Source organism: Pseudomonas migulae NBRC 103157, from assembly GCF_002091715.1.
Taxonomy (GTDB): domain Bacteria; phylum Pseudomonadota; class Gammaproteobacteria; order Pseudomonadales; family Pseudomonadaceae; genus Aquipseudomonas; species Aquipseudomonas migulae_A.
The window spans coordinates 140,803-154,224 of record NZ_BDAG01000008.1 but is presented as its reverse complement, the minus strand read 5'-3'; the positions used below and the strand labels follow the sequence as shown (position 1 = coordinate 154,224).

Here is a 13,422-nt window from a genome sequence, read left to right as displayed (position 1 = left end):
GTGTCGATAAAGGGCTTTAGATGGGCTCTCATAGCCTGAAATTTCCCGTTTCATTACGCCTATGCCAAACTAACCCGCATATAGACAAGGTGAAAACTCTCTAATGGCCGATTGGCAGTCCCTCGATCCCGAGGCCGCTCGTGAAGCGGAAAAATATGAAAACCCTATTCCTAGCCGCGAACTGATCCTTCAGCACCTTGCTGATCGGGGTTCGCCTGCTAACCGCGAGCAACTGGTCGAAGAGTTTGGTCTGACCACAGAAGACCAGATCGAAGCCCTGCGCCGCCGCCTGCGCGCCATGGAGCGCGACGCTCAACTCATCTATACCCGTCGCGGCACTTATGCGCCGGTGGACAAGCTCGACCTGATCCTGGGCCGCATCAGCGGTCACCGTGACGGCTTCGGTTTCCTGGTCCCGGACGACGGCAGTGACGATCTGTTCATGAGCCCGGCGCAAATGCGTCTGGTGTTCGATGGCGACCGTGCCCTGGCGCGTGTTTCCGGTCTGGACCGTCGTGGTCGCCGCGAAGGCATGATCGTCGAAGTGGTAACCCGTGCTCACGAGACCATCGTCGGCCGTTACTTCGAAGAAGGCGGTATCGGCTTCGTGGTTGCCGATAACCCGAAGATCCAGCAAGAAGTGCTGGTCACCCCGGGCCGCAACGCCAACGCGCAGATCGGTCAATTCGTCGAAGTGAAGATCACTCACTGGCCGACGCCACGCTTCCAGCCGCAAGGCGACGTGGTCGAAGTCGTGGGCAACTACATGGCGCCGGGCATGGAAATCGATGTCGCCCTGCGCACTTACGATATTCCGCACGTCTGGCCTGAAGCGGTCTTGAAAGAAGCCGCCAAGCTCAAGCCGGAAGTCGAAGAGAAAGACAAAGAGAAGCGCATCGACCTGCGTCATCTGCCGTTCGTGACCATCGACGGTGAAGATGCACGCGACTTCGATGACGCGGTCTACTGCGAAGCCAAACCGGGCAAGCTGCGTCTGTTCTCCGGCGGCTGGAAGTTGTACGTGGCGATTGCCGACGTTTCCAGCTACGTGAAGATCGGTTCGGCGCTGGACAACGAATCCCAGGTTCGCGGCAACTCCGTTTACTTCCCGGAACGCGTAGTGCCGATGCTGCCCGAGCAGCTGTCCAACGGCCTGTGCTCGCTGAACCCGCACGTCGATCGCCTGGCCATGGTCTGCGAAATGACCATCTCCAAATCCGGCGAGATGACCGACTACTGCTTCTACGAAGCGGTGATTCACTCCCATGCTCGTCTGACCTATAACAAGGTCAGCGCGATGCTGGAAACGCCGAAACTCACCGAGGCGCGTCAGCTTCGTGGCGAGTACAACGACGTTCTGCCGCATCTGAAGCAGCTTTACGCACTGTACAAAGTGCTGCTGGCCGCTCGTCACGAACGTGGCGCGATCGATTTCGAAACGCAGGAAACCCGGATCATCTTCGGGACCGAGCGCAAGATTGCCGAAATCCGTCCGACCGTTCGTAACGACGCGCACAAGCTGATCGAGGAATGCATGCTGGCGGCCAACGTGGCCACGGCAGAATTCCTGAAGAAGCACGAAATTCCTGCGCTGTACCGCGTCCACGATGGTCCTCCACCGGAGCGTCTGGAAAAACTGCGCGCCTTCCTCGGTGAGCTCGGCCTGTCCCTGCACAAAGGCAAGGATGGCCCGTCGCCGAAGGATTACCAGGCCTTGTTGGCGAGCATCAAGGACCGTCCGGACTTCCATCTGATCCAGACCGTCATGCTGCGTTCGTTGAGCCAAGCGGTGTACAGCGCTGATAACCAGGGTCACTTCGGCCTGAATTACGAGGCTTACACCCACTTCACCTCACCGATCCGCCGCTACCCGGATTTGCTCACGCACCGGGCGATCCGCAGCGTCATCCATTCGAAAATGGACACCCCGCACGTTCGCCGTGCCGGCGCGATGACCATTCCGAAAGCGCGCATCTATCCGTACGACGAGGCGACGCTGGAGCAGCTCGGCGAGCAATGCTCGATGAGCGAACGCCGTGCCGACGAAGCGACCCGCGACGTGGTGAACTGGCTCAAGTGCGAGTTCATGAAAGACCGCGTGGGCGAATCGTTCCCGGGTGTGATCACTGCCGTGACCGGTTTTGGCCTGTTCGTCGAACTGACCGATATCTACGTCGAAGGCCTGGTGCACGTCACCGCGCTGCCGGGCGATTACTACCACTTCGATCCTGTGCATCACCGCCTCGCCGGTGAGCGTACCGGTCGCAGCTTCCGCCTTGGCGACACCGTTGAAGTGCGCGTGATGCGCGTCGACCTCGATGAGCGCAAGATCGACTTCGAGATGGCTGAAAAAACCATCAGCGCACCGATCGGCCGCAAGAAGCGCGGGACCGAAACCGCTGCACCTGCGACCAAGACGGCTGCTGAGCCGGCGTCGGCGAAAACCGGTCGTCGTCCTGCCAAGGAAAAGGCGGTCGAAGCCTATCGCCCGAGCGACGCTGCAGCGAAAAACGCTGAGTTGCGCAAAAGCCGCGAACTGAAGCAGGCGTTGCTGTCTGAAGCGAAAAGCGGTGGTAAAGCGGCGTCTGGGGGAAAGACCGGACGGTCGGCGCCTGACAAGGCTCCCGGCAGCAAGCCAAGCAAACATCGTAAAGGCCCGCCGAAAGCGGGTTCGGCTCCAGCCAAAAGCGGCGGGGCGCGTAAACCTAAGGCCAAGTCATGAGTCAGTTGGAAAAAATCTACGGCGTGCATGCGGTAGAAGCATTGCTGCGTCACCACCCGAAACGCGTCAAGCAGATCTGGCTGGCTGAAGGCCGCAGTGATCCGCGGGTTCAGACGCTGATCCAGCTCGCTGCGGAAAATCGCGTAGCCGTCGGCAATGCCGAACGTCGCGAGCTGGATGCGTGGGTTGAAGGCGTGCACCAGGGCGTGGTGGCGGACGTGAGTCCGAGCCAGGTCTGGGGTGAGGCGATGCTCGACGAGCTGCTCGATCGCACTGACGGCGCACCGCTGCTGCTGGTGCTCGACGGCGTGACCGATCCGCACAACCTTGGCGCATGTCTGCGTTCGGCCGATGCGGCCGGCGCGCTGGCGGTGATCGTTCCGAAAGACAAGTCAGCCACGCTGACCCCGACGGTACGGAAAGTCGCCTGTGGCGCGGCGGAAGTGATTCCGCTGGTCGCCGTGACCAATCTGGCGCGCACCCTGGAAAAACTCAAGCAGCGCGGCTTGTGGGTCGTCGGTACGGCGGGCGAGGCTGAGCAGAGCCTGTATCAGCAAGATATGACCGGCCCGACCATCCTGATCATGGGTGCGGAAGGCAGCGGCATGCGTCGCCTGACTCGTGATCTTTGCGACTATCTGGTGCACCTGCCGATGACTGGCAGCGTCAGCAGTCTCAACGTTTCCGTGGCGACTGGCGTTTGCCTGTTCGAGGCTCAGCGCCAGCGCAGCGTAAAAGCCGCCACTGGCAAGAAGCCCTGACACTCCCTTGTAGGAGCCGGCTTGCTGGCGATCCAGGCGACGCGGTCCATCTGACAGACCGCGTCGCCTGGATCGCCAGCAAGCCGGCTCCTACAGAAGCGGGGTTGTTGGTGGTTGTTCAAATAATCACCAATTGCCTTGCACCTCTTCTGTCCCTTCTCTACAATTGCGCCCCTTGCTGTGACGGCAGGCACGCATGTGTCTATCGCAAGCAAGTCCATAAGTGTCATTCACTCCTTGTCTGACCGCTTTTGAGCGGCAGGCTACAACCCGTAAGGAGCATTCATGCGTCATTACGAAATCATCTTTTTGGTCCACCCGGATCAAAGCGAGCAAGTCGGCGGCATGGTTGAGCGTTACACCAAGCTGATCGAAGAAGACGGCGGCAAAATCCACCGTCTGGAAGATTGGGGCCGTCGTCAACTGGCCTACGCAATCAACAATGTTCACAAGGCTCACTACGTGATGCTGAACGTTGAGTGCACTGGCAAGGCCCTGGCCGAGCTGGAAGACAACTTCCGCTACAACGATGCAGTGATCCGTAACCTGGTCATCCGTCGCGAAGAAGCCGTTACCGGCCAATCCGAGATGCTCAAGGCTGAAGAAAACCGCAGTGAGCGCCGTGAGCGTCGCGACCGTCCTGAGCACGAAGGCGCCGATAGCGCTGATAGTGATGACAGCGACAACAGCGATAACGCTGACGAGTAATCCACGGACCTTTTAAGGAGCCTATCAAATGGCACGTTTCTTCCGTCGTCGTAAATTCTGCCGCTTCACCGCTGAAGACGTGAAAGAGATCGATTACAAAGATCTCAACACTCTGAAAGCTTACGTATCCGAGACCGGCAAAATCGTTCCAAGCCGCATCACCGGTACCAAAGCACGTTATCAGCGTCAGCTGGCCACCGCTATCAAGCGCGCCCGCTTCCTGGCCCTGCTGGCCTACACCGACAGCCACGGCCGCTGAGACCGGGCAGTCGACACGTAGCAAAGGATTGAAAGCATGCGTGCCTTAGCTGAGTTCATCATGCGCGGCCGTATGCAGGCCACTCTGGTAGTGGCTGGATGCGCGACATTGCCGTTGTTGTATTGGTTGGGTGCTGCCGCCGGATGCCTTGTGCTCCTGCGGCGCGGATTGAAGGACGCCCTTGGCGTACTTGCTCTGGGACTGCTGCCGGCGTTGATCTGGTGGCTTTACTCCGACGACCCACGGGCACTTCTGGTGCTGCTGGGGTCTTCGAGCCTTGCGTTGGTTTTGCGCGCAAGCGAGTCCTGGAACCGCGTGCTGCTGGTCAGCATAGCGATGGGAGTGGTGTTTGCAGTGGTGCTGGGGACAGCTTTTGCTCCCCAAATCGAGATGCTGGCGCAGGCCTTGATAAAGGTCATGCCGTCGCTACTCGGTGATGTCTACCAGAAGTTGTCGGTAGACGAGCAAGCGCATTTTGCGTCCCTGATTGCACCGGTCCTGACCGGCCTGATTGCGGCCTTGTTGCAAATCGTCAGTGTGCTGAGCCTGATTGTCGGGCGCTACTGGCAGGCGTTGTTGTACAACCCGGGTGGTTTTGGTCGCGAGTTTCGCGCCATCCGATTCCCGCTTTTACCAGCGATGTTGCTGCTGGCGTGCATGCTTCTGGGGCCGAACATCGGTCCACAGATGGCCATGCTGACGCCGTTGTGCAGCGTACCGCTGGTGTTCGCCGGGCTGGCCCTGATTCACGGGCTGGTGGCGCAAAAGCGACTGGCCAGGTTCTGGCTGGTGGGGTTGTACGTCACGCTGTTGCTGTTCATGCAGCTGATCTATCCGTTGCTGGTGGTCCTGGCCATCGTCGACAGCCTGATTGATTTTCGCGGTCGTCTGGTGTCGAAAGACCCCGATAACGCGAACGGTGAAGGTTAAAAGTTAAGAGGATTTTCACATGCAACTGATCCTTCTGGAAAAAGTCACCAACCTGGGCAACCTGGGTGACAAAGTGAACGTTAAGGCTGGTTACGGTCGTAACTACCTGCTGCCATACGGCAAAGCTACCGCTGCGACCCCAGCCAACCTGGCTGCGTTCGAAGAGCGTCGCGCTGAGCTGGAAAAAGCCGCAGCAGACCGTAAAGCATCGGCTGAAAGCCGTGCCGCCCAACTGGCTGAGCTGGAAGTGACTATCACTGCCACCGCTGGTGACGAAGGCAAGCTGTTCGGTTCGATCGGTACTCACGACATCGCTGATGCACTGACCGCCTCTGGCGTTGAAGTTGCTAAAAGCGAAGTTCGTCTGCCGAACGGCACCATCCGCAACGTAGGCGAATTCGACGTAGCCGTGCACCTGCACGCCGAAGTTGAAGCCACCGTACGCGTTGTCGTGGTAGCAGCTTAAGCAGCACTTGTCGGCTGGCACCCTCGGGTGCTTGTCGGTAACATCGGGCACGATCCTGTTTACAGGTCGTGCCCTTTGTCTTTCTGAACCCCCCTGCTTTTCTTGAATAAACCTAGTGGCCATGAACGATATCTCCGCTCCCGAGCAATACGATCTGCAAACCGCTGCCCTGAAGGTGCCGCCGCATTCCATCGAGGCCGAACAGGCCGTGCTCGGTGGTCTGATGCTGGACAACAACGCCTGGGAACGCGTGCTCGATCAAGTCTCCGACGGCGATTTCTATCGGCATGACCACCGCCTGATCTTCCGCGCGATCGCCAAGCTCGCCGACCAGAACTCCCCGATCGACGTCGTGACCCTTGCCGAGCAATTGGACAAGGAAGGTCAGACCTCGCAGGTCGGCGGCCTCGGTTACCTCGGCGAGTTGGCAAAAAACACACCGTCCGTCGCCAACATCAAGGCGTATGCGCAGATCGTTCGCGCGCGCGCGACGTTGCGTCAGTTGATCGGCATCGCCACCGAGATTGCCGACAGCGCCTTCAACCCGGAAGGCCGCACCGCTGAAGAGATTCTCGACGAAGCCGAACGACAGATCTTCCAGATCGCCGAGGCCCGGCCTAAAACCGGCGGCCCGGTGAGCGTGAATGACCTGCTGACCAAGGCCATCGACCGCATCGACACCCTGTTCAACACCGACAACGCCATCACTGGCCTGTCGACCGGCTACACCGACCTCGACGAGAAAACCAGCGGCCTGCAGCCAGCCGACCTGATCATCGTCGCCGGCCGTCCGTCCATGGGTAAAACCACCTTTGCGATGAACCTGGTGGAAAACGCCGTGTTGCGCAGCGACAAGTGCGTGCTGGTGTACTCGCTCGAGATGCCAGGCGAATCGCTGATCATGCGTATGCTCTCGTCCCTCGGCCGTATCGACCAGACCAAGGTCCGTGCCGGTCGCCTGGATGACGACGATTGGCCGCGCCTGACGTCGGCAGTCAACCTGCTTAACGATCGCAAGTTGTTCATCGACGATACGGCGGGTATCAGCCCTTCGGAAATGCGCGCGCGCACCCGGCGTCTGGTGCGCGAACACGGCGATGTCGCCCTGATCATGATCGACTACCTGCAGTTGATGCAGATTCCGGGTTCCGGTGGTGACAACCGGACCAACGAGATTTCCGAGATCTCCCGTTCCTTGAAAGCCCTGGCCAAGGAATTCAATTGCCCGGTGGTGGCGCTGTCACAGCTCAACCGCTCCCTGGAGCAACGACCGAACAAACGCCCGATCAACTCCGACCTCCGGGAATCAGGAGCGATCGAGCAGGATGCCGACGTCATCATGTTCGTGTACCGGGACGAGGTGTATCACCCGGAAACCGAGCACAAAGGCATCGCCGAAATCATTATCGGCAAGCAGCGGAACGGCCCGATCGGCACGTCGCGACTGGCGTTCATCGGCAAGTACACCCGCTTCGAAAACCTGGCGCCGGGTAGCTACAACTTCGACGACGAATAATTTATTCGACGTTTGTTCGGGCCTCATCGCCAGCAAGCCGGCTCCTGCAGAGATCGTGTAGGCGCCGGCTTGCTGGCGATGGGGCCTGATAATTTCCGACCATAGCCGTCGGAATTGGTTATTTTTTGTGCTATATTCCGCGCCCGCGATTTTTCATCTCAACACCGGTCATCGTCATGCAAACAGCCAAGCCGTTATTTGACTATCCCAAGTACTGGGCCGAATGTTTCGGTCCAGCGCCATTCCTGCCGATGAGCAGGGAGGAGATGGATCAGCTTGGCTGGGATTCCTGCGACATCATCATCGTCACCGGTGATGCCTACGTTGACCATCCGTCGTTCGGCATGGCGATCATCGGCCGGCTGCTGGAGTCGCAAGGCTTCCGCGTCGGGATCATTGCCCAGCCGAACTGGCAGTCCAAAGACGACTTCATGAAGCTCGGCGAGCCGAACCTGTTCTTCGGCGTCGCGGCCGGCAACATGGACTCGATGATCAACCGCTACACCGCCGACAAGAAAATCCGTTCCGACGATGCCTACACCCCCGGTGGCCTGGCGGGCAAACGTCCGGATCGCGCGAGCCTGGTTTACAGCCAGCGCTGCAAGGAAGCCTACAAGAACGTGCCAATCGTTCTTGGCGGCATCGAAGCTTCCCTGCGCCGTATCGCCCACTACGATTACTGGCAGGACCGGGTGCGCAACTCGATCCTGATCGACGCCTGCGCCGACATCCTGCTTTACGGTAACGCCGAGCGTGCGATCGTCGAAGTTGCCCAGCGTCTGTCCTACGGTCACAAGATCGAAGACATCACCGACGTGCGCGGCACCGCGTTCATCCGTCGCGATACGCCGAAAGACTGGTACGAAGTCGATTCCACGCGTATCGACCGTCCGGGCAAGATCGATAAGATCATCAACCCGTACGTCAACACGCAAGACACCCAGGCCTGTGCCATCGAACAGGAAAAAGGTCCGGTTGAAGACCCGAGCGAAGCCAAGGTCGTGCAGATCCTGGCCAGCCCGAAAATGACCCGTGACAAAACCGTGATTCGTCTGCCGTCGGTGGAAAAAGTCCGTGGCGACGCGGTGCTTTATGCCCACGCCAACCGCGTGCTTCACCTGGAAACCAACCCGGGCAACGCCCGTGCGCTGGTGCAGAAACACGGCGAAGTCGATGTCTGGTTCAACCCGCCGCCGATTCCGATGACCACTGAAGAAATGGACTACGTGTTCGGCATGCCTTACGCACGTATTCCGCACCCGGCGTACGGCAAGGAAAAGATCCCGGCCTACGACATGATTCGCTTCTCGGTGAACATCATGCGTGGCTGCTTCGGTGGCTGCACGTTCTGCTCGATCACCGAGCACGAAGGCCGGATCATCCAGAACCGTTCCGAAGAGTCGATCATTCGCGAAATCGAAGAGATCCGCGACAAGGTCCCAGGCTTCACCGGCGTTATTTCCGACCTTGGCGGCCCGACCGCGAACATGTACCGCATCGCCTGCAAGAGCCCGGAAATCGAATCCGCGTGCCGCAAGCCGTCGTGCGTGTTCCCTGGCATTTGCCCGAATCTGAATACCGACCACTCGTCGCTGATTCAGCTGTACCGCAGCGCTCGTGCGTTGCCGGGTGTGAAGAAAATTTTGATCGCTTCCGGCCTGCGCTACGACCTCGCGGTCGAGTCGCCGGAATACGTCAAGGAGCTGGTGACCCACCACGTCGGTGGTTACCTGAAGATCGCCCCGGAACACACCGAGGAAGGTCCGCTCAACCAGATGATGAAACCGGGCATCGGCAGCTATGACAAGTTCAAGCGCATGTTCGAGAAGTACTCCAAGGAAGCAGGCAAAGAGCAGTACCTGATTCCGTACTTCATCGCCGCTCACCCGGGCACTACCGACGAAGACATGATGAACCTGGCCTTGTGGCTCAAGGGCAATGGCTTCCGCGCCGACCAGGTGCAGGCGTTCTACCCGTCGCCGATGGCCACCGCCACCGCGATGTACCACTCGGGCAAGAACCCGCTGCGTAAGGTCACTTACAAGAGCGACGCCGTGACCATCGTCAAGAGCGAAGAGCAGCGTCGTCTGCACAAGGCGTTCTTGCGTTATCACGACCCGAAAGGCTGGCCGATGCTGCGTGAAGCGTTGACCCGCATGGGTCGCGCCGACCTGATCGGGCCGGGCAAGAACCAGTTGATTCCGCTGCATCAGCCGGCAACCGACAGCTATCAGAGCGCCCGTCGCAAGAACTCGACGCCGGCCGGTAGCCATAAAGTGGCTGGGGAAAAGACCACCAAGATCCTGACACAGCACACCGGTCTGCCACCGCGCGCCAGCGATGGCGGCAACCCGTGGGACAAGCGCGAACAGGCCAAAGCTGCGGCGTTTGCCCGTAACCAGCAGGCGGCCAAGGAGCGCAAGGATGCGGCCAAAGGCAAAGGGCCCAAGCCTGCACGCAAGCCGGTTGTACCGCGCTAACGCTCGCTGGAGCTGAACAGAACGCCAACCTTCGGGTTGGCGTTTTGCGTTTCTGCGTCAATCAAAACCTGTGGCGAGGGGGATAAATCCCCTCGCCACAGGTTTTGTGCTCGCAGTCCCTCCATTTACTGACCGTTTTTCCTGCTTCGCCACATTTGCGTGCAACGCCCCCAAACCAATTTCCCGCATCGCCCGATTTTGGTGCTGTACTGCCCTAAGCAAATCCATGAAAGCGCCAGCACCACTGGATGGCATAAGTCTTGCGCGCTTTCGAATACGCTAAAGGCTCGCAGGAGGCACGCCGTGTCGATTCATGTCGCATTGCACCACGTCACGCATTACCGCTACGACCGCGCCGTCGAGCTCGGGCCGCAGATTGTTCGCCTGCGCCCGGCCGCCCACAGTCGCACGCGGATACTGTCGTACGCGTTGAAAGTCTCGCCCGAGCAGCATTTCATCAACTGGCAGCAAGACCCTCAGGGAAATTACCTGGCGCGTTTGGTGTTCCCCGAGAAAACCGAGGAACTGCGGATAGAAGTCGATCTGCTGGCCGAAATGGCGGTGTTCAATCCGTTCGACTTCTTCCTCGAGCCTTACGCCGAAAAGATCCCTTTCGCCTACGCCGCGGAAGAGCGCAAGGAGCTGGCGCCGTACCTGGAAACCTTGCCCCTGACGCCGAAGTTCAAGGCGTATCTGGACGGCATCGACCGCACGCCGCTGCCGAGCGTGGATTTCCTGGTGGCACTCAACCAGCGCCTGAGCGAAGACATTGGCTACCTGATCCGCATGGAACCGGGCGTGCAAACGCCCGAACACACCCTCGAACATGCCTCCGGTTCCTGCCGCGACTCGGCGTGGTTGCTGGTGCAATTGCTGCGTAACCTTGGGCTGGCGGCGCGTTTCGTCTCTGGCTACCTGATTCAGCTCACCGCCGATGTCAAAAGTCTCGATGGTCCTTCGGGCACTGAGGTTGATTTCACTGACCTGCACGCCTGGTGTGAAGTCTATTTGCCGGGTGCCGGCTGGATCGGCCTGGACGCGACGTCAGGGCTGTTCGCCGGTGAAGGACACATTCCGTTGGCGTGTAGTCCGGATCCGGGCTCTGCGGCACCCATCAGTGGCCTGGTGGAACCGTGCGAGTGCGAATTCACCCACGAAATGTCCGTGGAGCGGATTTGGGAGGCGCCGCGGGTCACCAAGCCCTACACCGAAGATCAATGGCTGGCGATCCAGGCACTGGCCCGGCAGATCGATGCCGACCTGCTGGAAGGTGACGTCCGCCTGACCATGGGCGGTGAGCCGACCTTCGTCTCCATTGACGATCCGGACGGCGCCGAATGGAACACTGCCGCGCTCGGGCCGGACAAGCGTCGCCTCTCCGCCGAACTGTTTCAGCGTATGCGCAAACGTTACGCGCCCAAGGGCCTGGTGCATTTCGGTCAAGGCAAGTGGTACCCCGGCGAACAACTGCCGCGCTGGTCGCTCAACTGCTACTGGCGCCGTGACGGCGTGCCGATCTGGCACAACGATGCGCTGATTGCCGATGAGCAGGAAGACTACGGCGCTGATGGCGAGTTGGCGGGGCGCTTTCTGGCGAGTGTCGCCGAGCGTCTGAAAATTCCGACACGATTTGTGTTTCCGGCCTACGAAGACAATTTCTATTACCTCTGGCGCGAAGGCATGTTGCCGCAGAACGTCAGCGCCGAAGACTCACGTTTGGAAGAACCGCTGGAGCGTGCGCGTCTGCGCAAAGTTTTCAGTCAGGGGCTGGATAAAGTGATCGGCCAGGTCCTGCCGCTGGCCCGCACTGCCAAGGGCGATCAGTGGCAAAGCGGTCGCTGGTACCTGCGCGACGAGCACTGTCGACTGGTCCCGGGGGATTCGCCGCTGGGCTATCGCTTGCCGCTGGGTTCGCAGCCGTGGGTAAAGGCCGCCGAGTATCCGTTCATCTATCCCAACGACCCCAACCAGGAATTCCCGGCGCTTCCAGACACTCAGCAGTTGAACGGCCACGGAGCACCGGCCGAAGCGGTCGAGCGGGATCTGGAGGTCGACGAATCCGCCGACTGGCTGACGCGCACCGCATTCTGCGCCGAGGCTCGCGAAGGGCGGTTGTACCTGTTCATGCCGCCGCTGGAGCGGGTCGAGGATTATCTGGAACTGGTCACGGCGATTGAGGCCACGGCGCAGGAGTTGCACTGCCCAGTGTTGCTGGAAGGCTATGAGCCGCCGAGCGATCCGCGCCTGAGCAACTTCCGCATCACCCCGGACCCGGGCGTGATCGAGGTCAACGTGCAGCCGTCCGCGACCTGGGACGAACTGGTCGAGCGCACCGAGTTTCTCTACGAAGAAGCGCGCCAGACGCGGCTGACCACCGAGAAATTCATGATCGACGGCCGACACACCGGCACGGGCGGCGGTAACCATTTCGTACTGGGCGGCGCGACACCGGCTGACTCACCGTTTCTGCGCCGTCCGGATTTGCTGCGCAGCCTGATCAGCTACTGGCATAACCACCCGTCGTTGTCCTACCTGTTTTCCGGATTGTTCATCGGTCCGACGTCCCAGGCACCGCGTGTTGATGAGGCGCGCAATGATGCGTTGTACGAGCTGGAAATCGCTTTCGCCCAAATGCCCAAGCCTGGTGAGGAATGCGCGCCATGGCTGGTGGATCGGTTGTTGCGCAACCTGCTGATCGACGTGACGGGTAACACCCACCGCGCCGAGTTCTGCATCGACAAGCTTTATTCACCGGATGGCGCCACGGGACGCCTGGGCTTGCTGGAGTTGCGTGCCTTTGAAATGCCACCGCATGCGCGCATGAGCCTGGCGCAACAGTTGTTGCTGCGAGCGCTGGTCGCGCGATTCTGGCGCGAACCTTATGCGCCGCCGAAACTGGCGCGCTGGGGCACTGAGTTGCATGACCGGTTTTTGTTGCCGCACTTTATCGAGCAGGATTTCGCCGATGTCATCGTGGACCTCAACGCCTCGGGTTATCCGGTGCGGGCCGAGTGGTTTGCTGCACATCTGGAGTTTCGCTTTCCCAAGGTCGGCGATTACGCGGTCAGCGGCATCGAACTGGAGGTTCGTCAGGCGCTCGAGCCGTGGCATGTGCTGGGCGAGGAGGGCGCCGTCGGTGGCACGGTGCGGTATGTGGATTCGTCCCTTGAGCGCTTGCAGGTCAAGCTCACCGGTCTTCCACCGCAACGTTATTTGCTGACGTGCAACGGCGTTCCGGTGCCCTTGCAGCCCACCGGACGGGTTGGCGAGTTCGTGGCCGGCGTACGTTTTCGGGCCTGGCAGCCGGCCAATTGCCTGCAACCGACCATTCCCGTCCACGCGCCGCTGGTGTTCGACCTGCTCGACACCTGGATGCAGCGTTCACTGGGGGGCTGTCAGTACCACGTCGCCCATCCGGGCGGGCGCAATTACGACAGTTTGCCGGTTAACGCCAATGAAGCCGAAAGTCGGAGAATGGCGCGTTTCTTCCGCATCGGACACAGCCCAGGGAAACTTCCTATACCGATTCTGGAAATTAACGACGAGCTGCCGATGACTCTCGATTTGCGACGTTTCTAAA

The 13,422-nt window shown here is 60.0% G+C and carries 9 protein-coding genes; all 9 read left to right on the top strand.

The annotated features are described in order from the left end of the window. The first annotated feature begins 103 nt into the window (after window positions 1-103). The 9 genes from rnr to PMI01S_RS08815 all read left to right on the top strand — a co-directional run bounded on the left by rnr (window position 104) and on the right by PMI01S_RS08815 (window position 13,421). Window positions 104-2,722, top strand: a complete 2,619-nt coding sequence (gene rnr / locus PMI01S_RS08855) for a ribonuclease R (protein WP_084319324.1) — start codon at window positions 104-106, stop codon at window positions 2,720-2,722. Next, entirely contained in the window at window positions 2,719-3,483 is a 765-nt protein-coding gene (gene rlmB, locus PMI01S_RS08850) for a 23S rRNA (guanosine(2251)-2'-O)-methyltransferase RlmB (protein WP_084319322.1), read from the top strand. The genes rnr and rlmB overlap by 4 nt, the downstream gene beginning before the upstream one ends. A gap of 285 nt (window positions 3,484-3,768) precedes the next feature. Continuing rightward, window positions 3,769-4,191 (top strand): 30S ribosomal protein S6, encoded by a 423-nt coding sequence (rpsF, locus tag PMI01S_RS08845; protein WP_003236224.1) that lies wholly within the window; start codon window positions 3,769-3,771, stop codon window positions 4,189-4,191. 28 nt (window positions 4,192-4,219) lie between these two features. Then, window positions 4,220-4,450 (top strand): 30S ribosomal protein S18, encoded by a 231-nt coding sequence (gene rpsR / locus PMI01S_RS08840; protein ID WP_002551829.1) that lies wholly within the window; start codon window positions 4,220-4,222, stop codon window positions 4,448-4,450. A gap of 36 nt (window positions 4,451-4,486) precedes the next feature. After that, window positions 4,487-5,380 (top strand): YybS family protein, encoded by an 894-nt coding sequence (locus PMI01S_RS08835; protein ID WP_017336264.1) that lies wholly within the window; start codon window positions 4,487-4,489, stop codon window positions 5,378-5,380. 19 nt (window positions 5,381-5,399) lie between these two features. Beyond that, entirely contained in the window at window positions 5,400-5,846 is a 447-nt protein-coding gene (rplI, locus tag PMI01S_RS08830) for a 50S ribosomal protein L9 (RefSeq protein ID WP_007939577.1), read from the top strand. A gap of 121 nt (window positions 5,847-5,967) precedes the next feature. Continuing rightward, complete coding sequence (dnaB, locus tag PMI01S_RS08825; RefSeq protein WP_017336265.1) at window positions 5,968-7,362, top strand: replicative DNA helicase; 1,395 nt, start codon at window positions 5,968-5,970, stop codon at window positions 7,360-7,362. A 176-nt stretch (window positions 7,363-7,538) separates the two neighbouring features. After that, entirely contained in the window at window positions 7,539-9,842 is a 2,304-nt protein-coding gene (locus PMI01S_RS08820) for a YgiQ family radical SAM protein (protein WP_008035358.1), read from the top strand. Between the two features lie 303 nt (window positions 9,843-10,145). After that, window positions 10,146-13,421, top strand: coding sequence for a transglutaminase family protein (locus PMI01S_RS08815; RefSeq protein WP_084319320.1), 3,276 nt, complete (start codon window positions 10,146-10,148; stop codon window positions 13,419-13,421). The last annotated feature ends 1 nt before the right edge of the window (window position 13,422 follow it).